This is a genomic window from Streptosporangium sp. NPDC000509 (assembly GCF_042898365.1).
Classification (GTDB): domain Bacteria; phylum Actinomycetota; class Actinomycetes; order Streptosporangiales; family Streptosporangiaceae; genus Streptosporangium.
The window spans coordinates 426,844-449,471 of the sequence record NZ_JBIAYX010000003.1; the positions used below are offsets into that span (position 1 = coordinate 426,844).

The 22,628-nt window shown below is 69.6% G+C and carries 17 protein-coding genes and 1 pseudogene; 15 read left to right on the forward strand and 3 right to left on the reverse strand.

The features are described from left to right. Nucleotides 1–12 precede the first annotated feature (12 nt). From ACFY3D_RS08205 to mshA, 3 genes are all read right to left on the reverse strand, one after another. On the reverse strand, nt 13–756 hold the full coding sequence (locus ACFY3D_RS08205; RefSeq protein ID WP_350943156.1) for a phosphoglyceromutase: 744 nt from the start codon (nt 754–756) through the stop codon (nt 13–15). A gap of 99 nt (nt 757–855) precedes the next feature. After that, a complete protein-coding gene (locus ACFY3D_RS08210; protein WP_350943155.1) occupies nt 856–1,335 on the reverse strand; it encodes a YbjN domain-containing protein in 480 nt (159 codons plus the stop codon). 195 nt (nt 1,336–1,530) lie between these two features. Continuing rightward, nucleotides 1,531–2,814: a D-inositol-3-phosphate glycosyltransferase gene (gene mshA / locus ACFY3D_RS08215; RefSeq protein WP_350943154.1), complete on the reverse strand. Its 1,284-nt coding sequence runs from the start codon at nt 2,812–2,814 to the stop codon at nt 1,531–1,533. 107 nt (nt 2,815–2,921) lie between these two features. Between mshA and ACFY3D_RS08220 the strand changes: the two genes are divergently transcribed. From ACFY3D_RS08220 to ACFY3D_RS08290, 15 genes and pseudogenes are all read left to right on the forward strand, one after another. After that, a complete protein-coding gene (locus ACFY3D_RS08220; protein ID WP_389976362.1) occupies nt 2,922–3,659 on the forward strand; it encodes an SDR family oxidoreductase in 738 nt (245 codons plus the stop codon). Between the two features lie 2 nt (nt 3,660–3,661). Continuing rightward, nucleotides 3,662–4,453 carry a class I SAM-dependent methyltransferase gene (locus ACFY3D_RS08225; RefSeq protein WP_362895874.1) on the forward strand — a complete coding sequence of 264 codons (792 nt, stop codon included), beginning with the start codon at nt 3,662–3,664 and terminating at the stop codon, nt 4,451–4,453. A gap of 121 nt (nt 4,454–4,574) precedes the next feature. Then, nucleotides 4,575–4,940, forward strand: a complete 366-nt coding sequence (locus tag ACFY3D_RS08230; protein ID WP_386208543.1) for a BlaI/MecI/CopY family transcriptional regulator — start codon at nt 4,575–4,577, stop codon at nt 4,938–4,940. After that, complete coding sequence (locus tag ACFY3D_RS08235; RefSeq protein WP_389976366.1) at nt 4,941–5,864, forward strand: M56 family metallopeptidase; 924 nt, start codon at nt 4,941–4,943, stop codon at nt 5,862–5,864. A gap of 310 nt (nt 5,865–6,174) precedes the next feature. Continuing rightward, nucleotides 6,175–6,705 carry a helix-turn-helix domain-containing protein gene (locus ACFY3D_RS08240; RefSeq protein WP_350943146.1) on the forward strand — a complete coding sequence of 177 codons (531 nt, stop codon included), beginning with the start codon at nt 6,175–6,177 and terminating at the stop codon, nt 6,703–6,705. Between the two features lie 3 nt (nt 6,706–6,708). Continuing rightward, on the forward strand, nt 6,709–7,188 hold the full coding sequence (locus ACFY3D_RS08245) for a hypothetical protein (protein ID WP_389976369.1): 480 nt from the start codon (nt 6,709–6,711) through the stop codon (nt 7,186–7,188). A 419-nt stretch (nt 7,189–7,607) separates the two neighbouring features. Further along, a complete protein-coding gene (locus ACFY3D_RS08250) occupies nt 7,608–7,937 on the forward strand; it encodes a DUF2516 family protein (protein WP_350943142.1) in 330 nt (109 codons plus the stop codon). A gap of 273 nt (nt 7,938–8,210) precedes the next feature. Continuing rightward, the gene (locus tag ACFY3D_RS08255) at nt 8,211–8,726 is read left to right on the forward strand and encodes a GNAT family N-acetyltransferase (protein WP_389976372.1); all 516 of its coding nucleotides are present in this window, start codon (nt 8,211–8,213) and stop codon (nt 8,724–8,726) included. Nucleotides 8,727–8,831: 105 nt separating this feature from the next. Next, nucleotides 8,832–9,836 (forward strand): LacI family DNA-binding transcriptional regulator, encoded by a 1,005-nt coding sequence (locus ACFY3D_RS08260; protein WP_389976375.1) that lies wholly within the window; start codon nt 8,832–8,834, stop codon nt 9,834–9,836. Beyond that, nucleotides 9,823–11,220 (forward strand): serine/threonine-protein kinase, encoded by a 1,398-nt coding sequence (locus tag ACFY3D_RS08265; protein ID WP_389976378.1) that lies wholly within the window; start codon nt 9,823–9,825, stop codon nt 11,218–11,220. Before ACFY3D_RS08260 ends, ACFY3D_RS08265 begins: the two co-directional genes overlap by 14 nt. A gap of 540 nt (nt 11,221–11,760) precedes the next feature. Beyond that, nucleotides 11,761–13,338 (forward strand): cellulase family glycosylhydrolase, encoded by a 1,578-nt coding sequence (locus ACFY3D_RS08270; protein WP_350943136.1) that lies wholly within the window; start codon nt 11,761–11,763, stop codon nt 13,336–13,338. Between the two features lie 377 nt (nt 13,339–13,715). After that, nucleotides 13,716–14,855: an ice-binding family protein gene (locus tag ACFY3D_RS08275; protein ID WP_389976382.1), complete on the forward strand. Its 1,140-nt coding sequence runs from the start codon at nt 13,716–13,718 to the stop codon at nt 14,853–14,855. A 407-nt stretch (nt 14,856–15,262) separates the two neighbouring features. Continuing rightward, complete coding sequence (locus ACFY3D_RS08280) at nt 15,263–16,669, forward strand: ice-binding family protein (protein WP_389976385.1); 1,407 nt, start codon at nt 15,263–15,265, stop codon at nt 16,667–16,669. 841 nt (nt 16,670–17,510) lie between these two features. Further along, on the forward strand, nt 17,511–20,450 hold the full coding sequence (locus ACFY3D_RS08285) for a glycoside hydrolase family 48 protein (protein ID WP_389976388.1): 2,940 nt from the start codon (nt 17,511–17,513) through the stop codon (nt 20,448–20,450). 129 nt (nt 20,451–20,579) lie between these two features. Beyond that, nucleotides 20,580–22,628, forward strand: a pseudogene (locus ACFY3D_RS08290) (glycoside hydrolase family 9 protein); the annotation flags it as partial.

Sequence of the window (22,628 nt, forward strand, 5' to 3'; positions counted from 1 at the left end):
GGGACGTCAGGGCTACTTGCCCTGGTTGGCCACAGCCTCGATGGCGGCCTCGGCCGCGGCGGGGTCGAGATACTGTCCGCCCTTGGTGACCGGGTGGAAGTCGGCGTCCAGCTCGTACCTGAGCGGGATGCCGGTGGGGATGTTGAGCCCGGCGATCTCGTCGTCGCCTATCCCGTCCAGGTGCTTGACCAGCGCGCGGAGCGAGTTGCCGTGCGCGACGACCAGCACGCTCCTCCCCTGTGCGAGGTCGGGCACGATCTGGTCGTACCAGTACGGCAGCATGCGCTCGACGACGTCCTTGAGGCACTCGGTCCTCGGCATCAGCTCGCTCGGCAGGAGCGCGTAGCGGGCGTCACCGACCTGGGAGAACTCGTCGTCGTCGGCGATCGGGGGCGGCGGGACGTCGTAGGAGCGGCGCCAGAGCATGAACTGCTCGTCACCGAACTCGGCCCGCGTCTGCGCCTTGTCCTTGCCCTGCAGGGCGCCGTAGTGGCGCTCGTTGAGCCGCCAGGACCGGGAGACCGGCAGCCAGAGCAGGTCCGCGGCGCCCAGCGCGAGGTTCGCCGTCTGGATCGCCCTGCTCATCAGGGAGGTGTGCACCACGTCGGGTCGCACCCCCGCGTCGAGCAGCAGCTGCCCGCCGCGCCGCGCCTCCTCCTCGCCCTTGGCCGAGAGCCCCGCGTCCACCCATCCGGTGAACAGACCCTTCGCGTTCCACTCACTCTCACCGTGCCGAAGCAGCACCAAAGTCGACATGCCGACAAGCTTAGTGGGCGCCTGCTGGACGTTTCCGGGTACTCCGCCCGCCCCGGGACCGCCCGACGTACGGGGCGACCCGTTCCCGGGACGGCGCCCTCAGCGTTCGGGGTCGGCGAAGCGGGCGAAGGCCTGGAGGTTGGCGAGCGACTCGCCGCGCTTGGCGCGCCACTCCCACTCGCGCCGGATCGAGGAGGCGAAGCCCAGTTCGAGCGCGCGGTCGAAACCCTCGTCCGAGTAGGTGAGCACGCACCCGAGGAGGCGGTCGACCTCCTCGTCGGTGACCGCGGCCAGCGGGACACGGCCCACGAGGTAGACGTCGCCGATCGGGTCGAGGGCGAAGTGCACCCCGTACATGGAGCCGTTCTTGGTGAGGAGCCAGCGGTAGAACTCGGCGTGGTTCTCGTCGGGTTGACGGCAGAAGAACGCCTCCACATGCAGGGCCTGGTCACCGACGATCAACCAGGTCATGGTGGCGAGCTTGTGCTGGCCGGGGAGCCTCACCAGGAAGGCCCCCGGCCTGGGCTGCTCGTAGGAGGCGTCCGCGCTCTTCAGCGCCGCCTCGATCACTTCGCGCATGGGCCCAGCTTACGAGCGGCCCTCGCGCACGGGCCGTCCCCACCTCACGCGCACCCCCCGGACGAGGTGCCGGGGTTCGGTCTGAGCAGCAGGTCCCGAAGGCCGCTCACCGGCCTCGCGAGCGGGGTCCGGAGATCGCGTCCCACCCTCGCGAGCGGAATCCGGAGGTTGCGTCACCGGCCTCGCGAGCGGTCCTCACGAGTTGACCGCGACCGGGAGCCGGTGCAGGTTCGCCATCGCCCCGGCGTAGACGTCCGCCAGCCGGGCCGCGGTGGCCGACCAGCCGAAGGCCGCCGCGTGGGCCACCGAGCCCGCCGACAGCGTCTCCCGCCAGGCGGGCTCGTAGACGAACCTGGCGAGCACCCGCGCCCAGTCGTGGGGGTCGTGCCCCTCGACGAGCACCCCGGACACGCCGTCGCGTACGGCGGTGCGCAGCCCGCCCACGGACGCGGCGGCGACCGGGGTGCCACAGGCCTGGGACTCCAGGGCGACCAGGCCGAACGACTCGTTGTGGGAGGGGACGACGGTCACGTCGGACGCGCGGTACCAGTCGACCAGCTCGTGCTGGGGCGCGGGGGGAACGATCCTCACCACGTCGGAGATCCCCAGCGAGGCGGCCACGTCGTTGAGGTAGGAGGGCCTGGCCAGGCCGTTGCCACTGGGGCCGCCGACACAGGCGACGACCAGCCTGGACCTGAGCGAGGGGTCGTCGATGAGCATCCTGGCCGCGGCGCGCAGCAGCACGTCCGGGGCCTTGAGCGGTTGCACCCTGCCCACGAACAGCAGCACGTGCGCGTCCTGCGGCAGCCCGAGCCGGTGGCGGGCCGCCCCCTGGGAGGCGGGCTGGAAGACTCTGAGGCTCACACCGGGGTTGACGACCTCCACCCGGGCGGGGGCGGCGCCGTAGAGCTGGACGAGTTCCTCGGCCTCGGTCGGGGTGTTGGCCACCAGGCGGTCGGCGATGTCCACGACCTGCTGCTCGCCCAGTACGCGGGCGGCGGGCTCCGGCCTGTCGTCGGCGGCGAGCAGGAGGTTCTTCACCTTGGCCATGGTGTGCATGGTGTGCACCAGCGGCAGGCCCCAGCGTTCCTTGGCCAGCCAGCCCACCTGGCCGGAGAGCCAGTAGTGGGAGTGGATGACGTCGTAGCGGCCCGGCTCGTACATGGCCTCGGTGCGCAGCACGCCCGACAGGAAGGCGCAGAGCTGGCCGGGCAGGTCTCCCTTGTCCAGCTCCTCGTACGGTCCCGCGGTGACGTGGCGGACGGAGACACCCGGAACGATCTCCGCGACCGGTGGCAGATCCCGGGATGTCTGCCGGGTGAAGATCTCCACCTCCACCCCGAGTTCGGCCAGGCGTTTCGCCACCTCGACGATGTAGACGTTCATCCCGCCCGCGTCCCCGGTCCCCGGTTGATCCAGGGGAGACGTGTGCATGCTGATCGTCGCGACCCGGTTGACCCGCCGTCGCCTCACCGACACCACCTCCGAGAGGGCTCAACCACCGGATAATCCGCAACATTCCCGACACATAGCCTCTTCGAGTCCGGGCGGATGGGTCCCGAGGGCTCCTGGCAGGATGAGGGGTCATGAAGAGGACGGCTGTGGTGACAGGGGCCAGTAGCGGAATCGGCGAGGCGACGGCCCGCAGGCTCGCCGCCGAGGGCTTCGACGTGGTGGCCGCGGCGCGGCGCAGGGAGCGGCTCGACGAGCTGGCCGCCGAGGTGCCAGGCGTCCGCCCGGTCACCCTGGACGTGACGTCGCAGGAGTCGGTGGACGAGCTCGCCGCCTCGCTCGACCGCTGCGACGTGCTGGTCAACAACGCCGGTGGCGCGATCGGCCTGGAACCCGTGGCGAGCGGGAAGGTGGCCGACTGGCAGCGGATGTACGACGTCAACGTGCTCGGCACGCTCCGCGTCACCCAGGCCCTGCTGCCCAAGCTGGTCGCGTCGGGTGACGGCGTGCTGCTGATGCTGACCTCGGTGGCCGGGTTCGTCTCCTACGAGGGCGGCGGCGGATACAACGCGGCCAAGCACGCGCAGACCTCGATGACCGAGGTGCTGAGGCTGGAGCTGGTCGGACAGCCGCTCAGGATCGTCGAGGTCGCCCCCGGGATGGTCCGCACCGAGGAGTTCTCGCTGAACCGCTTCCGCGGCGACTCCGCAGCCGCCGATCAGGTCTACGAGGGCGTGCCCGGCCCGCTCTCCGCCGACGACGTGGCCGACGCCATCGCCTGGTGCGTGACCCGCCCGGCCCACGTGAACGTCGACCGCCTCGTCATCCGCCCCCGGGCCCAGGCCGCCCAGCACAAGGTCCACCGCGTCTGACCGTGCCGAAGCCGATAGGAGAGATCACCAGGGGCACCACGGGGCACAACCGCCTGCGCCGGGCCGACCGCTGGATCGTCGCCGCGCACGGCCGCGCGCTGCGCTCCGCCGTCCGCCCTCTCGTGGTCGACCTCGGGTACGGGGCCTCGCACACCACGACCCTGGAGATGTTCCTGCGGCTGCGCGCGGTCTGCCCCTCGGTCGAGGTCGTCGGCGTCGAGATCGACCCGGCCCGGGTGGCGGCGGCCAAACCGTACGAGCGGCCGGGGCTGTCCTTCGCGCTGGGCGGCTTCGAGCTGCCGGTGGCGAGGCCACCCCTGTTGATCAGGGCGTTCAACGTGCTGCGACAGTACGGGGAGGCGCAGGCGTGGGGATACTGGGCGATGCTGTCCGAACGGCTCGCGCCGGGCGGGATGATCGTCGAGGGCACCTGCTCGGAGGTGGGCCACCGCGCGGTCTGGGTGGGGCTCGACCGCTCGGGGCCGCGGACGCTCACCGTCTCGGCCCGTTTCGACTCCTTCGAACGCCCCTCCGACCTGGCCGACCGGCTGCCCAAGACGCTGATTCACCGCAACGTCCCCGGCGAGCCCGTCCACGCCTTCCTGCGCGACTTCGACCGCGCCTGGGCGGTCAACGCCCCCCTGAGCTCGTACGGCTCCCGGCAGCGCTGGATCGCCGCCGCGGGAACGCTCGCCGGGACCTGGCCGCTCGCCGAGCGCCCCCCGCTGGGCGGCCGGTCGCGCTGGCGGCTCGGCGAGATCACCCTGCCCTGGTCCGCGGTCGCCCCGCGATGATCGCGAGGTGCGCCCCGGGCGACGACCTGGACGGGATGACACACGGTGAGAAGCATGTGACACACATCACTCGACAACCCGTAGTACTACCCCTCGTGGTGCGGGAGTTAGGCTTGGATGCGTGAAGGGTCTCGGCGAGCTTGAACGCAGCATCATGGACATCATCTGGGCACAGCCATCCTCTGTGACGGCGCGGGAGGTCGGACGTCTCATCGCCGACCGCGACCTGGCGCCCACCACTGTGATGACCGTGCTCGACCGGCTCACCCGTAAGGGCTTCCTGCTCCGCACCCGCGACGGGCGCGCGTGGCGGTACGCACCGGCGGAGAGCCGCGACGCCTACGTCGCGGAGCTTATGCTGGAAGCGCTGGATCTGACCGGTGACCGGTCGGCGGCCCTCACCCGGTTCGCCCAGGCCGTCACCGGCACCGAAGCCGACATCCTGCGCAGGGCCCTGACGGACCTGGAGGAGCTGGAGGACGAGTAGATGACCGCGGCAGCGCTGGCGACGCTCGCCCTGGTCTGCGCGGTCGGCGCCTGGCGGTTCACCCGGGCTCGATGGACCTACCGCGCCCCGCACGTGGCCATCGTCCTGTGGCAGGCGCTCGGGGTCACCTGGGGGCTCGCCGGGACGGGCGCCCTGCTCGGTTACGCGCTCGAACCCTACGGCGAGGGCGTGCTGCACGGCCTGTACGAGTTCGCGATCTCCGCGTTCGGCGCCGGGCAGGGCCTTCCCAGGCCGTACGACATGCCGAGGATCCTCGCGCTCGTCGCGGGGCTGACCGCGCTCGCCGTGCTGATCCTGGTCCTCCTCGCCGCGGGCACGCAGACGCTCCGCGCCCGTAGGCGCCATCGCACCCTGCTCGCCCTGATCGCGAGGGAGGATCCGGTGGTCCCCGGCGTGCGGGTGCTCGACCACCCGGGCGCCACCGCCTACTGCGTGCCCGGCCTGCGCTCCCAGGTGGTGGTGAGCGAGGGGGCGCTGAAGCTGCTCTCCGCCGACGAGCTGAGCGCGGTGCTCGCCCACGAGGCCGCGCACGTGCGTGAGCGGCACGACCTGGTGCTGCTGCCGTTCGCCGCGCTGCGCAGGGCGCTGCCCTGGTCGCGCGTGGTCAGGGACGCGCAGGGCGAGGTCGGGTTGCTCGTGGAGATGGCCGCCGACGACGTCGCCCGCCGCGGCTGCTCCGCGCGCCGCCTCGCGACCGCCCTGCTGCGCTTCGGCACGGCGGGCGCCGTCCCGGCCCCGCACGGCGCGCTGGGCGCCGCGAACTCCGCCGCCGCCGTGATGGCCAGGGTCGAGCGTCTGGTGAACCCGGTCCCGGTCCTGCCGCGCGGGGTGCGCTACGCCATCGTCGCCTTCTCCGTCGCCCTGACGTCCTCGGCGCCGCTCCTGTGGCTGGTCCCGTACTGACCGCACCGCTCTTGCGGCCGGCCACACACCGAAGTCGGCGCCGCCTTTGTGCCGGTTCCGCACCGAAGACCCCGCACCGGGCTCCTTGGCGGGCGCGGCGACCGTCGCACGCGCGGCACCGAGCCCCCCTCACCGAGTGCAGTCCCGTGTTGGGTCTCCGTGAAGGTGTGGCGGATCCGTATGCCGAAATCGGGGGCCGTCCTGGTGATGTGGTTGGTTTCCTCCAGGTTTAACCAAGCTCACCCCAAAGTGCTTGCAAGTGTTAGCCATCTCGTTTGCAATTGCAAGCACCGTGCGGCAGACTCGAACCATGGCACTACCCAAGGTCGGTTCGATCGGTGAGTACATCCGCGAGCAACGCACGCACGCGAAGATCTCCCTTCGGCAGCTCGCCGCGGCGGCGGGGGTCTCCAACCCCTACCTGAGCCAGATCGAGCGCGGGCTGCGCAAGCCCAGCGCCGAGATCCTGAACCAGATCGCGAAAGGCCTGCACATCTCGTCGCAGGCGCTCTACGTCCAGGCGGGCCTCATCGAGGAGCGCGAGCCGGACAGCGACGTGCTGACCGCGATCAGGGCCGACCATCTCATCACCGAGCGCCAGCGCCAGGTGCTGATCGACATCTACGAGTCGTTCCGCAAGGAGAACCAACAGGCCGAGGCCCCGGACGACGACGCGCAGACCTCCCAGAAAGCGCCTCTCGCACCGGAGCCCCGGCGAGGTGACGCGGACTCCTCGTCCGACGACGAGGTGCCGCTCCCGAAGGAATACCTCACCGCGTTGAAGCCCTACGCGGCCCCTCCGAGCAACGGCCACATCACCAAGGAAACCAAGGAAGGTTAACCCATGCCCATCACCACCGAAGTCAAGAAGCTGGCCGAGTCCAAGCCGTTCTACGCCGTCGCCGGGGCCGGCGACTTCGCCGTCGAGAAGCTCCTTGAGCTTCCCGAGCAGATCCACAAGCTGCAGGGCCGCCGCGAGGAGATCCGCGAGGCCGCGAAGGACCTCCCGGAGAGGGCCAGGAAGCTCGCCGGAAAGGCCGAGGTCTACGCCAAGGACTTCCCGGTGAAGGCGCGCGACTACGCCGACCACATCGCGGGCAGGGCCAACGAGCTGTACGAGGAGTTCGCCAGCCGCGGCCGCAAGGTCGTCTCCAAGACCAGCGGCGAGATCGCCCTGGAGCTGGAGGAGGTCTCCGAGGCCGCCGAGCCCGCGATCGCCGCCCGGACGCCCAAGAAGGGCACCCGCACCACGAAGTCCAGCACGTCGGGCACGACGAGGACCTCCTCCAGGACCTCCAGGACGTCCGGCACGACCAAGAGCTGAGCGAGCCCTTCGCGAAACCTGCCGGCCGGTCCGGCGGACCTCACGAAACCCCCGGACCCGCCCGGCCCCCGAGGACTCGCCACCGCTTCACGCGGCGGGGCCGTGCACGAGCTCGCGGCCACCTCCATGAACCCCGTGAGGCGGCGACCGGACGACGCTCCGGTTCCAGGACCCGCTCCGGCGCGGCCGGGACGGGTCCTTCGCCGTCCGAGGGCCGTACCCGGCGCCGGGACGAGCCGGACCGACGTGACGGGCGCGAGAACGAGCCACCGGCGCGGTCCGGCACGGACGCGGGGACGAGTCCGGCGCGGACCGAAAGCGAGCCGCCGGCCCCGGCCGGTAAGAACCGAGGGCGGCGCGAACGGGACTTTCGGCATTAGGCTGAGGGAGACCGGCGAGGCGAACGTTCTGGAGAGACGATGATCGAAATCCACGGTGCTCTGGACCTGGTCTTCTGGATCCTGGCCGTAGGAGTGTTCGCACTGTCGGGCTGGGCGCTCATCCACGCGGTGAAGACCCCGGCGCGGGCGTTCGCGGCCACCGGCAAGCAGACCAAGAAGCTGTGGCTGGTCATCCTCGGGCTGGCGGCGCTGTTCGGCTTCGCCGCCGCGGTGCAGTATCTCAGCGTCCTGAGCATCTTCACGATCGCGTCCGTCATCGCCTCGGGCATCTACCTCGCCGACGTGCGTCCCGCCGTGGGGGAGATCGGCAGAGGCGGCGGCAACCAGGGACCGTACGGACCCTGGTGACGCGGGGACGCGCCACGGCGCGGCTCGCGCGGGGTCAGGGTGACCGGAGTCCACAGTGATCCCGACGACCCCGACGGCCCCGGCGACCGGACCGTGTCATCGGCGGCTTCTTCGACCGCGTCGTGCGATCGGGGGCGGTACGTACCCCGGTGCCCCACCCCGAGCCGGGGCCCGTCGTGCCCTCGCGGGGGGAATCTGCTTGCCCGACGGGATTCCTGCCGGTAGACACACCGAATGATGTTCGCGCGCAAACCCACACTCCCCGGAGAGCACGTGACGCTCCGGCCGGTCGGTCCCGAGCACGTGGACGGCCTCTGGGAGCTGGTCAACGACCCCGAGACCGTCCGGCTGACCGGCTCGCACGGCAAGCCCGACTACGAGGGGCTGAAGGCCTGGTACGGCTCGCGGGGCGACCTCGACGACCGGCTGGACCTGGCGATCTGCACCGCCGGTGACGACGCCTACGTGGGCGAGATCGTGCTCAACCAGCTCGACGCCGACAATCTCTCCTGCAACCTGCGCATCGCGCTGATCGGCCCCCGGGCGTACGGGAAGGGCTACGGCAGCGAGGCGATCCGGCTCACCCTCGACCACGTCTTCCGCACCACGCCGCTGCACCGGGTGGGCCTGGAGGTTTACGCCTTCAACGAACGGGCCGCGCACGTCTACCGCAAGCTCGGGTTCGTCCAGGAGGGTGTCTGTCGTGACGCCCTGCACCTAAACGGGGAATGGTATGACTCCGTAATCATGTCGATACTTGCCCCTGACTGGGTTGTCAGGGAAATTTGACATACACAAGGTGATTTTTCGGAAACATCTTTTGACACTTCCGAAACAATGCTAGGTTCAATGGGAGCGCTCCCACCTGTGCGGAATCTTGGTGTGGAGGAAGTTATGACCGATCTACCCACACTTGCCCAGGTCGCGGCAGAGGCAGGGGTTTCCCCGGCCACGGCGTCCCGGGTACTCACCGGTTCAGTCAGAGTCAGCACGTCGGCTCGTAGGCAGGTGCATGACGCAATATCGCGTCTTGGTTATGTAAGGCATCGCGCTCCCCGTGGCGGCTCCGGCCGCCGATCCGACCAGGTCGTGGCCATCGTGGTCTGCGAACCCGCGCACCGGCTGTTCACCGAGCCGTTCTACGCGCGGATGATCACGGCTGCGGAGGAGGTCCTCACCGGGCACGGCGTCCCCCTCGCCGTGATGACCGCCACGGCGGCCACCTCCACCATCGCCACGCCACCGCTCGTCGCAGGAGGCATCGACGGCGTTCTGTTGATCGCGGCCCGCGACAGACATCCGCTCGTGGTGACCCTCGCCGCCTCGGGCATACCCGTACGGAGTGCGGGCCGTCCCCCAGACGGCATCGACCTCCCCCACGTCGACATGGACAACCGCGACGGCGGTCGGCAGGCGGCGGAACACCTGCTGCTCGGCGGCCGGAAGTCCATCGGCGTGATCGCGGGCCCACCCGCCCTTCCGGCTGCTCGCGACCGGCTCGACGGGTTCCTGCAGACCCTCGCGCTGGCCGGGATGACCAGCGTGCCGGTCGCGTACGGCGACTTCAGCCACGCGTCGGGCGTGCACGGCATGCAGTGGCTGTTGCGCAGGATGCCTCACGTCGACGCGGTCTTCGCCGCCTCCGACGTGATGGCCGCCGCGGCGCTGCAGACCCTGCGTCGTGCCGGCCGCCGGGTGCCGGAGGATGTGGCCGTCATCGGGTTCGACGACGCCCCCACCGCCCGGCGGACCTCACCCACGCTCACCACCGTCCGCCAGCCGGTGGAGGAGTTCTCCGCACTCGCCGCCCGGCTGCTGCTGCTCTCCATGGGCTCGGCCGGCTCTCCCCGCGACAATCCCGTACTCCCCACTGAGCTGGTGGTCCGTGAGTCCGCCTGACCAGCACGTCGGGCTTCGCGCGGGAGATGTGCTCACCCGCAGGTATCTGCTGCTGGAGCGCATCGCGTGGGGGGGCATGAGCGTCATTTGGCGTGCCTTCGACCAGTCGCTCCAGCGGATGGTCGCCGTCAAGCTGCTGGACGGCGACCTGGGCCTCGATCGAGGGGAGCGCGAGCTGATCCGCAGGGAGGCGCGTGCCACCGCGCGCCTCATTCACCCCGACGCGATCGAGGTCTACGACTACGGGGAGACCGTGACCTCGCAGGGGCGCCTCGCCGCGTACGTGGTGATGCGCCTGCTGGACGGACGCCCGCTGGCGGACCGGATCGCCGAGGGCCCGCTGCCGTGGGCGGAGGCGGCGATGATCGCCGCCAGGCTGGCCACCGTGCTGGCCGCCGCCCACGAGCGGGGCATCGTGCACCGGGACGTCACCGCCGAGAACGTGCTGCTGACCTCGACCGGCGCCAAGCTGCTCGATTTCGGCATCGCCGCCCTCATCGGGGAGGACGGCGACGACTGGACCTCCGAGTACGGGACGCCTCCCTACGTGGCTCCGGAGCGGCTCACCGGCACGGTCGCGGATCCGGCGAGCGATATCTACGCGCTGGGCGTCCTGCTGTTCGAGATGCTCACCGGCGCCCCCCCGTACCCGGAACGGACCTGGGAGGAGATCGAGAACGTCCGCAGGGAGGGACCTCCGCCGGTGGCGGAGGTGCCGGGCATGCCCGCGCGGATCAGCGCGCTCTGCCAGGTCTGTCTGTCGCACCAGCCTGAGGCCAGACCCAGGGCCCATGAGGTGGCCGACGGTCTGACCGCGGCCCTCAGGACACCGGCCACACCCCTGACCCCGGTGCACTCGGCGGGCAGGGGTGGGCTGGGGCGCTGGGTGGTGGTCGCGACGGTGGCGGCTCTGCTCGCGGGACTCCTGGTGTGGAGCCGGATCTCCGGCTCGCACAACGAGCAGGTCGCCGGTCCGCAGGGTCGCGGGACGGCACCGCCCACGGTCCTCGACCCCACCACCGCCTACCCGCAACCGGGCACGACTCCGCTTCCTTCTCCTACTTCTCCTACCCGAAACTGGGGTGGGCAGATGGCGGAACCGGCGCCCGGGTCGGAGGCGATCCACTCCTACGCACCGAACCTCAACCAGAGTGTGCGGCATTTCAACGACGTGCTCGCGAAGGGGGAGGACGAGGGCAAGATCCGCCCGGACGTGGCCCTGGACCTGCGGCAGGTGCTGGCCAACAGCGTCTGGGGCTCCGGCGACCTCGACCCGATCCGAAGAAAGATCGCCGAGCGCAACCGGGAGGGCTCGCTGCCCGACGACTTCCGCCACGCCCTGGAGGCCCAGTTGATGCTCGTGACGGTCGCGTTGACAGGCTAGGAAACCAACCGGCCGGAAAGTCGAAAAACGCGCCCGGGTCCTCTCGATTCTTGAATCGAGAGGACCCGGGCGCCGGCTTTGGGAGCCTGTCGCATTCGCCGTCTCCGACATCGTCGGTGAAACCTCGGATGAACACCGACGCCCGGCCGAGACGAATTCCCGACCACCTTTTATCCTTGACAGGATCGACGGCGCCGAGCTGTTCCCGCGGTTTTCACCGGACGGTCAGAACGCGTGCCATTCGGCGGCGGGTTCGGGTCGCGCCCGCCGAAGGGGGTTCACCGACGGTGACCGCCGCCCCGGACGCCGGGTGCGGGAGACGCGGCCCGGCCGGTGAAACTTTCACGGAACGACAGGCGGGCCGAGGTCGCACAGGGCGAGTTGGGACGGGGTGCGGGCACGGCATCGGGGCGAACCGGTTCCCACGGTGGTTGACGGGAGCGGGGCGGGCGCCGAACCATGGCGAACGCGTCCGGCCGCACCTTTCGATCGCGAGGTTCTCACCCCGCGAACAGATCACGTCCTTGAAGGGCCCTTTCCATGAAAGTCCTGCGTGTTCGCAGGTGGCCGGCGGCGCTCGCGGCGCTCGCGGTCACCTCGGCGCTGGCGGTCGCGCTCGGCTCCTCCCCGGCCGGTGCCGCGGCCGGGACCGGCACCGGTTACCTGCGCACCTCCGGCAACAAGATCGTCGACAGTACGGGGGCGACCGTCCGGCTGACCGGTATCAACTGGTTCGGCATGGAGACCGACAACAAGACCTTCCACGGGTTGTGGTCGAACAACCCGTGGAGAGGCCAGATCGACAAGATGGCCTCGCTCGGTTACAACACTCTCCGCGTACCGTTCTCCAACGACGCGCTCAAGCCCGGCGCGGTCGCCAGCGGCGTGAACGACTTCGTCAACCCCGACCTGGTCGGCAACAGCCCGCTGCAGATCCTCGACAAGGTCATCGCGTACGCCGGAAGCAAGGGCATGCGGATCATCCTCGACCGGCATCGGCCGACCGCCGCCGGGCAGTCGCCGCTGTGGTACGTGCCCGCGACGCCGGAGAGCACCTGGATCAACGACTGGAAGGCACTCGCCCAGCGGTACGCGGGCAACACCACCGTCATCGGCGCCGACCTGCACAACGAGCCGCACGCCGAGGGCACCAACCCTGCCGCGACCGGGGCGTGCTGGGGCTGCGGGGACACCGCCCGCGACTGGCGACTCGCCGCCGAGCGGGCGGGCAACGCGGTGCTCTCGGTCAACCCCAACTGGCTGATCTTCGTCGAAGGCGTGAGCTGCCCGAGCGGGGGCCTGTCCAACGTCTGGGACAACGACCCGAGCAACGACGAGGACTGCGGCTGGTGGGGCGGCAACCTGTCGAAGGCCGGGGAGTTCCCGGTGCGGCTGAACGTGGCGAACCGGCTGGTCTACTCGCCGCACGACTACGCCACCTCGGTCTACCGCCAGGCGTGGTTCGACGCGCCGAACTATCCGGCGAACCTGCCCGCGGTCTGGGACAGGTACTGGGGCTACCTCTACAAGCAGAACATCGCTCCGATCATGCTCGGCGAGTTCGGGACCACCATGCAGGCGCCCGTGGACAAGGTCTGGCTCCAGGAGTTGATGAAGTATCTGGGCACCGGGGTGAACGGGATGTCGTTCACCTACTGGTCGTGGAATCCCAACTCGGGTGACACCGGTGGTATCGCCAAGGACGACTGGAGCTCGATCAACCAAGACAAGCAGGACATCCTCCAGCCGTACCTGATCGCACCGGTCGGCGGGGGCGGCACCGGTACGCCCACCCCGACACCGACCCCCACCCCGGGTTCCGCGGCCTGCGAGACCTCCTACGCGCTCACGAACTCCTGGTCGGGAGGTTTCCAGGCCGCGCTGACCGTGAAGAACACCGGAACCTCGGCCTGGAACAACTGGTCGGTGCGCTGGACCCTGCCGTCCGGGGTGACGCTCGGCAGCGGCTGGAACGCCACCGTCACGCAGAGCGGGACCACCTTCACCGCGAAGGCCCCGAGCCACGCGACCAGCCTCGCGGCGGGCCAGTCCGTCGTCGTCGGATTCACCGCCAACGGGCCCTCCACCCCCGGCGCGTCCGGCATCACCTGCACCTGATCTCGCACCGTCGATCCCGCACCCGGTCCTGACGCGTCATCTCGTCGGACCATCGAGGGCGTGCCGCCGAGCGGCACGCCCTCTGTTCGTTTCACCCACCGGAGGGCGGTCCCGCCCCGGATCGAGATATCCCGGAAAACAACACGGCCACATCTCTCTGATATGAGCCGATAACCACGCAACAAAGCATCCCGCATGTCGTATGCCAGATACGACACCGCCGATAAGTAGGGTCAGAGAAAATGGCGCATCATCGGCAATGCGCCTGGACGGAGAAATACCGAAAAGAAAAGGAAAGCATTGTGACAAGAATTGGTCGCTCGTATACCGCCCCGCGAAATACCGCTCGTTCCTGGCCGGCCAGGGTCCTGACCGTCGTGTTCGCATTGGGCTGCGCCGCCGCGACCCCGCACGCGGCGAACGCGGCGACGCCGCCGCTCGGCACCGCCGCGAACTTCGCGGTCCTGGCGGGAACGGCGGCCACCGGCACCGGCCCCACCGTGGTCACCGGGGACCTCGGGGTGAGCCCGGGATCGGTGGTCACCGGCTTTCCGCCCGGCGTCGTGGTCGGCGCCGTCCACGCCGCCGACGCCACCGCCGCGCAGGCCCAACTCGACCTGACCGCCGCCTACGACGACGCGGCGGGACAGCCCGTCGACGCCACCCTCCCGACGGAACTCGGCGGGACCACCGTGACTCCAGGCACCTACGACTCCGCCACGGGCGCCTTCGCGATCACCGGGGAGTTCACCCTCGACGGACAGAACGACCCGAACGCCGTCTTCATCCTCAAGACGACCTCCGACCTCGTCACCACCTCCGCCAGCACGGTGAACCTCGTCAACGGCGCCCAGGCGTGCAACGTCTTCTGGCAGGTCGGCGGTTCGGTCACGCTCGGCCCCGGTTCCAGTTTCGCCGGAAACGTCCTCGCGCTGACCTCGATCACCGTGGCCACCGGCGTGAACGTCGCCGGCCGTCTCCTCTCCCGCGAAGGCGCCGTCATCCTGGACACCGACATCGTCGCGGCGGCCAACTGCGCGGTCTCACCACCGAGGGAGACCGCCACCACGCCGGCCACGGCGTGCTCACAGAGGGGGGCGGGCCGGCTCGTCCTTACCGCGAACGTCATATCCTTCGGGCCCACGGCGCCCACGGGCTCCGCCGAGTTCTTCTCCGACGGGGTGAGCCTGGGTACGGCCCCGATCGGGACGAACGGCCGCGCCCTCCTGCCGGTGACCGGCATCGAACCGGGAACCCACCTGCTCGTGGCCGCCTTCCCCGGCAACACGGACCTGGATCCCAGCGCCTCCCCATCGCAGCCCCTGGCCGTCGGCCGGAACGGTCTCTGCCCGGCCCAGGCGCAGGCGACGACGGCGGCGGCGGGGAACGGGAAGAACAAGGGGGGCCAGGGCGTCAAGAGCAGGCAGCACAGCGGCAACGCGATCAAGACAAAGGACCGTGAGCGCGGGCATCACCGCCACCGCTCGTGGGCCGGGTGCTGCCGCCACCCGCGTTAGCGCCCCGCGCCGGGAGTTCGCCGCGTCCGGGCACCCGTTCGCGTGTCGTCTCCCGGGCCGTGTGTCCGGCCTTCCCGCACCCCGGGACCATCGAGGGCGTGCCGCCTGGCGGCACGCCCTCTCGTGATGAGCGGGGGCGTGCCACGGCGCTCATTCGGCGCGGGAAATCGTCGGATGTGGACGCTCACGGCAGAGGTGCGAGGTCCACGGACGCCACAGCATTCCTGGGATATCCACACAAACAATAACATGGCCGCATTTTCATGACGCTCACCGCGGGCAACGCGACAAAACAATCCGCATGTCGTACGACGACCGCGCCGCCAAAGGTCAGTAGTGTCGGAAAAACGGCGCATCATCGGCAATGCGCATGAACGGAGAAATACCAAAAAGAAAAGGAAAGCATTGTGACAAGAATTGGTCACTCACGTATTGTCGCTCGAACCACCGTCCACTCCTGGCTGACCGGGGCACTCACCGTCGCGGTCGCACTGGGCTGCGTCGCCGCGGCCCCGCACACGGCCCACGCGGCGAACACGACGCGTCAGACCGACCCGGTGCACATGACGACCACGGCGACCACGGCGACCGCAGGGCACCCGGCACCCGAGACGCCCAGGACGCCAGATACACCCGAGACGCCCGAGACGCCCGAGGGGGACGCGATAGCACCGGTGTCGCTCGGTACGGCCACGAACTTCGCGATCCTGGCGGGAAGGACGGTCACCAACACCGGTTCCGGCGTCGTCACCGGCGAGCTGGGGGTGAGCCCAGGGTCGGTGACCACCGGCTTCCCGCCCGGCGTCATGGCCGGCGCCGTCTACACGGCCGACCCCGTCGCCGCACAGGCGCAGACCGACCTGGCCACCGCCTACCGGAACGTGGTGGGGCTGCGCGGCACCGCCTCCCTCCCCGCGCAGCTCGGGGGGACCACCGTGAAGCCGGGCGTCTACAACTCCGTCTCGGGCGCTTTCCAGCTCACCGGGGAAGTGACCCTCGACGGACAGGGGAACCCGAACGCCCTCTTCGTCCTGCGGGCACCCGGCTTGATCACCGCGCCCGCCAGCACGGTGACCCTCGTCAACGGCGCCCAGGCGTGCAACGTCTTCTGGCAGGTCGGCGGCTCGGCCACCCTGGGAGCCGGTTCCGTCTTCGCCGGGAACATCCTCGCGCTGACCTCGATCACCGCGGCCGACGGCACGACGGTGAACGGCCGCCTTCTGGCCCGTGAGGGCAGCGTCAGCGTGGACGACACCACCGTCACACGATCCGCCTGCACGGTCGTGCCGCCGAGGAAGACCTCCACCAAGCTGGCCGCGTTCTGCGATCCGGAAGCGCCGGGTCACCTCACTCTCGTCGCGAGCGTCACCTCCTCGGGGCCGGTCCCGCCGGCAGGACCTGTCGAGTTCTTCGCCAACGGGGTGAGCCAGGACAGGACCCAGTCCGACGCCACCGGCCGCGCGACCTTGATCGTGTCCCAGATACCGCCACGAACCCATGAGTTCGTGGCCGCCTTCGCGGGCACGAACCGGCTCGATCCCAGTTCCTCGCCGGTGCTGACCGTGGTCGTCGGACCCAAGGGGGTCTGCCCGGCGTCGACGGTGAGTCCGACCTCCACCGTCGGCCCCCTCTCCGCCGGTGGCACGGGGGGCACGGGCAACGCGGGCGACGCGGGCGACGCGGGCGACGCGCGCGACGACAAGAAACGCAACCGGAGCACCATTACGTATCCGCCCAGGAAAAAAATGTTCAAGGCGAAGAACCGGGAACGCAACCGGCACCCACGGTCCGGACACCATCGCCATCAGCGCTGAAAACACCGGAGGAGAATATTTTCTCGGCCTCCGAATACGCCGAGTAATTTAGAGTCTTCGGATGCCTCCGAGGGGCGGAGACCTCTGAGAGGTGAAGCGATCGGCCGAGATTCGAAACATCGAGAATTCCCGAGGAGCGACGCCCGAGAATTCCCAGGCGGCACAAAAGCGCATCGCTTTTCCTGTCGCGGCTCTTCCTCGTCGTTCGCCTTTCCCGGTCGCCGTCGCCGGCCGGGGTGAGGCCCCGTGAGAGCCACCCGCCGTCCGACACCGGCGAAGCCGCCCCGCCGGCCGTCTCGTCGGCCGGTGGGGCGAAGCACCTCGACAGGAAACGAGCGGGTCACCACGCAGACCACCGGCCATCGGCCGATGAGGCGGAGCACCTCGGCGAGGAAGGCGCAGGCCGCTCGGCCGACGGCCGGCGGGGGAAGCACTTGACGGCGGAAGGGCAGGCCGTCACACAGCCCGCCGCGTGCCGCCGAACACACCGGAGGCGGGCCGCCACGCGCCCGCCGGAGCCGCCGGGGACCCGGGTGGATCGGTGGCCGCCCCGGGCGGCGGGCCCGGGGTTGGAGACACCCGCACAAACAAGCACTCGGCTGGAAAGATCAACAGTTCTGAAACTTTCACGGTTCGCAAAAAAGGCCGACCGGATCACAGCAGCCTGGCGGCATGGGCCGTGAAACATCGGCGTAACCGGAGGCACATGCCATTGACATCCCGTTCACCGTCTCCAGAATTCTTTATGGGAGCGCTCCCACCCCCTCTCTCCCTTGCTTGATCCGATGCGGTGTCACCACCAGCGGATTCGCATCGATCCACACTCACGGAGGCCCATTTCATGCATCTGTTCCCCATCAAAGCGGGAGCGCTCCCACGCTTCCGGAGACGGATCGCCGCACTGGTGTTACTCAGCCTGGCGGCCGGGACGACCACCGCGCTGGCGGCCTCCCCCGCCCTCGCAGCGGTCTCCTGTGATGTGACGTACACCACCAACGACTGGCAGGGCGGCTTCACCGCCAACGTGACCATCAAGAACCAGGGTGACCCGCTCACCGGCTGGACCCTCGGGTTCGCCTTCCCGACGAGCACCCAGAGGGTCTCCCAGGGCTGGAGCGCCACCTGGACGCAGAGCGGCCAGAACGTCACCGCGAGGAACCTCGACTGGAACGGCAACCTGGCCAGCGGCGCCTCGACCACCCTCGGCTTCAACGGCAGCTGGTCGGGTTCCAACCCCAAGCCGACCTCCTTCACGATCAACGGCACCACCTGCGGGGGGACCCCACCCATCAACCTGCCGCCCACCGCGAGCATCACCAGCCCGGCGGCCGGGGCCACCTTCACCGCACCCGCGACGGTGGCGATCGCCGCGAACGCGACCGACAGTGACGGCACCGTCTCCAAGGTCGACTTCTACAACGGCTCCACGCTGCTGGGCACCGACACCACCGCGCCGTACACCTACACCTGGGCGAACGTCGTCGCCGGAAACTACTCCCTCACCGCGAGGGCGACCGACGACAAGGGGGCGACGACCACCTCCAACCCGGTGGGGATCACCGTCAGCGCCAACTCGAACCCCGCCGTGCTCGTCACCCCGGCCACGGTCGCGGTCCCCGAGGGCGGTACCGCCGACCTCGCGGTGAAGCTCTCCAGGGCCCCGTCCTCGAACGTCACCGTGACGACCGCGAGGACGAGCGGCGACACCGACCTCACGGTCGCCTCCGGCGCGTCGCTGACCTTCACCAGCTCCAACTGGAACACGGCGCAGACGGTACGGCTCGCGGCGGCGGAAGACGCCGACCAGACCTCCGGCAGCGCGGTGTTCACCTCCAGCGCCACCGGCCACACCTCGGCCACGACGACCGCCACCGAGGTCGACAACGACTCGGGCGGCGGCGACAACGAGTACATCCAGCGCTTCATCACGATGTACAACAAGCTCAAGGACCCGGCGAACGGTTACTTCTCGCCGGAGGGCGTGCCCTACCACTCCGTCGAGACCTTCCTGGTCGAGGCTCCTGACCACGGGCACGAGACCACCTCCGAGGCCTACAGCTACTACCTGTGGCTGGAGGCGGCGTACGGCAAGGTGACCGGCGACTGGACCAAGTTCAACGCCGCCTGGGCCTCGATGGAGAAGTACATCATCCCGGCCACGGCCGACCAGCCGACCAACGCCTCCTACAACCCGTCCAAGCCCGCCACGTACGCCGGCGAGTGGGACGACATCAAGCAGTACCCGTCCAGGCTGGACAGCGGCGTGAGCGTCGGCGTCGACCCGATCGCGAACGAGCTCAAGGCGGCGTACGGCACCAGCGACATCTACGGCATGCACTGGCTGCTGGACGTGGACAACACCTACGGCTTCGGCCGCTGCGGTGACGGGACCACCAAGCCCGCGTACATCAACACCTACCAGCGCGGTCCTGAGGAGTCGGTCTTCGAGACCATCCCGCAGCCGTCCTGCGACACCTTCAAGCACGGCGGCACGAACGGGTTCCTGGACCTGTTCACCGGCGACAGCGCGTACGCCAAGCAGTGGAAGTACACCAACGCTCCCGACGCCGACGCCCGCGCCATCCAGGCCGCCTACTGGGCGCACACCTGGGCCACGGAGCAGGGCAAGGCCTCGCAGGTCTCCTCCACGATCTCCAAGGCCGCGAAGATGGGCGACTACCTTCGCTACGCGATGTACGACAAGTACTTCAAGAAGCAGGGTTGCACCAGCACCGGATGCCCGGCAGGAACCGGCAAGGACAGCTCGGCCTACCTGCTGAGCTGGTACTACGCCTGGGGTGGCGCCTACGACACCTCCGCCGGCTGGTCCTGGAGGATCGGCTCCAGCCACAACCACTCCGGTTACCAGAACCCGATGGCCGCGTGGGTGCTGTCCAGCGTGGACGCGCTCAAGCCCAAGGGAACGACCGCCGTCCAGGACTGGACCACCAGCACCAAGCGGCAGATGGAGTTCTACCGCTGGCTCCAGTCGAGCGAGGGCGCGATCGCCGGTGGCGCCACCAACAGCTGGCAGGGCCACTACGCGTCCCCGCCGTCGACGCTGCCCACCTTCTACGGGATGGCCTACGACTGGCAGCCGGTCTACCACGACCCGCCGTCCAACCAGTGGTTCGGCTTCCAGGCGTGGTCGCTGGAGCGGGTCGCGGAGCTCTACTACGCGACCGGCAACGCCGACGCCAAGATCGTCCTGGACAAGTGGGTCAAGTGGGCCACCGACAACACCACGATCAACGCGGACGGGACCTACCGGATCCCCTCGACGCTGATCTGGACCGGCCAGCCCAACACCTGGAACCCGAACAACCCCACGCCCAACACCAACCTGCACGTGAGCATCAGGGACTACACGACCGACGTGGGCGTGGCGGGCTCGTACGCCAAGGTGCTGATGTACTACGCGGCCAAGTCCGGTGACGCCACGGCCAAGGCCGTCGCCAAGGGCCTGCTCGACGGCATGTGGCGTAACAACCAGGACGCCAAGGGTGTCTCGGTCCCCGAGACCAAGGCCGACTACAACCGCCTCAACGACCCGGTCTACGTGCCCCCGGGCTGGACCGGCAAGATGCCCAACGGCGACGTGATCAACTCCAACTCGACCTTCCTGTCCATCCGGTCCTTCTACAAGAACGACCCGGACTGGCCGCAGGTGGACGCCTACCTGAAGGGCACGGGCCCCGCCCCGACCTTCAACTACCACCGGTTCTGGGCGCAGGTGGACGTCGCCGTCGCCCTCGCCGAGTACGGCCGCCTCTTCCCGTAACCCCCCGCCCCCCGGGTCCGGCTCTCCCCCGGGCCGGACCCGGGCTCAACCCCCTGAGACCTCGGGGCGTGACGGTACCCCTGACCTGCCGTCACGCCCCGAGCACCACCTCCGAGAGGCGCACCCCCCATGAAGAAGACCCTGGCGGCGCTCGCGCTGCTGGCGTTGGCGGCCGTGCCGGTGACGGTGTCCGCCACCGGCGCCCAGGCCGCGGCGCCCGCCTTCGCGTACGGCGAGGCGCTGCAGAAGTCCCTCTGGTTCTACGAGGCCCAGCAGTCGGGACCGCTGCCGAGCTGGAACCGCGTCAGCTGGCGTGGCCCCTCCGGGCTCGGCGACGGCCAGGACGTCGGTCGTGACCTGACCGGCGGCTGGTACGACGCGGGCGACCACGTCAAGTTCGGTCTGCCGATGGCGGCCAGCGCGACGATGCTGGCCTGGGGCGCGGTGGAGTACCGCGACGCGTACGCCTCCTCGGGGCAGCTCACCCACCTGCTGAACAACCTCAGGTTCGTCAACGACTACTTCATCAAGGCCCACCCGTCGGCGAACGTGCTGTACGGGCAGGTCGGCAACGGCGGCAAGGACCACGCCTGGTGGGGCCCCGCCGAGGCGATGCAGATGGAGCGGCCCTCTTACAAGATCGACGCCTCGTGCGGGGGATCGGACCTGGCCGGCGAGACGGCGGCGGCGATGGCGGCCTCCTCGATCGTCTTCCGTCCGACGGATCCGACGTACGCCGACACGCTGCTGACGCACGCCAGGCAGCTCTACACCTTCGCCGACACCGTGCGGAAGAAGTACAGCGACTGCATCACCGACGCGTCGGGCTACTACCAGTCGTGGAGCGGCTACAACGACGAGCTGGTCTGGGGTGCGATCTGGCTGTACCGGGCCACCCAGGAGGCCTCCTACCTGACCAAGGCCGAGTCGTACTACGACAACCTCGGCACCGAGCCGCAGTCCACCATCAAGTCCTACAAGTGGACGATCGCCTGGGACGACAAGTCCTACGGCGCCTACGTGCTGCTGAACAAGCTGACCGGCAAGCAGAAGTACCTCGACGACGCCAACCGCTGGCTCGACTTCTGGACGGTCGGCGTGAACGGGCAGCGGGTGAAGTACTCCCCCGGCGGCCACGCGGTGCTCGACAGATGGGGGTCGCTGCGTTACGCGGCCAACACCTCGTTCGTCGCGCTCGTCCACTCCGACTCGATCACCGACGCGACGCGGAAGGCGCGCTACCACGACTTCGCGGTCAGGCAGATCAACTACGCCCTCGGTGACAACCCGCGCAACTCCTCGTACATGATCGGGTTCGGCGCGAACCCGCCGAAGAACCCGCACCACCGCACCGCGCACGGCTCGTGGACCGACCAGATGACCAACCCGGTCGAGACCCGGCACACCCTGTACGGTGCCCTCGTCGGCGGCCCGCCCGACCCCGACGACAAGTACACCGACAAGCGCGACGACTACGTGATGAACGAGGTCGCCACCGACTACAACGCGGGCTTCACCAGTGCCCTCGCCCGCCTCTACCGCGAGTACGGCGGAGCCCCCGCCGCGAACTTCCCCGTCGCCGAGACCCCCGACGGCCCCGAGATCTTCGTCGAGGCCGGGGTGAACGCCACGGGCTCGACGTTCACCGAGATCAAGGCGATCGTGAGGAACCAGTCGGCCTGGCCGGCGCGCGCGCTGACCAACGGCTCCTTCCGCTACTACTTCACCCTCGACGGCGCCACGACCGCGAGCCAGGTCTCCGTGACGTCCGCCTACAACCAGTGCAAGGCACCGACCGGGCCGACCCTGCTGTCCGGGAAGACCTACTACGTCACCGTCGACTGCTCGAACACCTCGATCGCCCCCGCGGGCCAGTCGCAGCACCGGCGCGAGGTGCAGTTCCGCATCGCCAGCACCGGGACGTGGGACCCGTCCAACGACTGGTCGTACACCGGTATCCCCACCACGCCGGGCGCGACCCCGGTGCGGACGCAGAACATGACGGTCTACGCGGGCACGACGAAGATCTGGGGCAACCCGCCCGGTGACGAGCCAGCGGACACCGAGGCGCCGTCGCGGCCGGGCAAGCCGGTCGTCTCCGCGATCACCGGCAGCGGCGCAACCCTGACCTGGACGGCCTCCACCGACAACGTGGGCGTCGCCGGCTACGACGTCTAC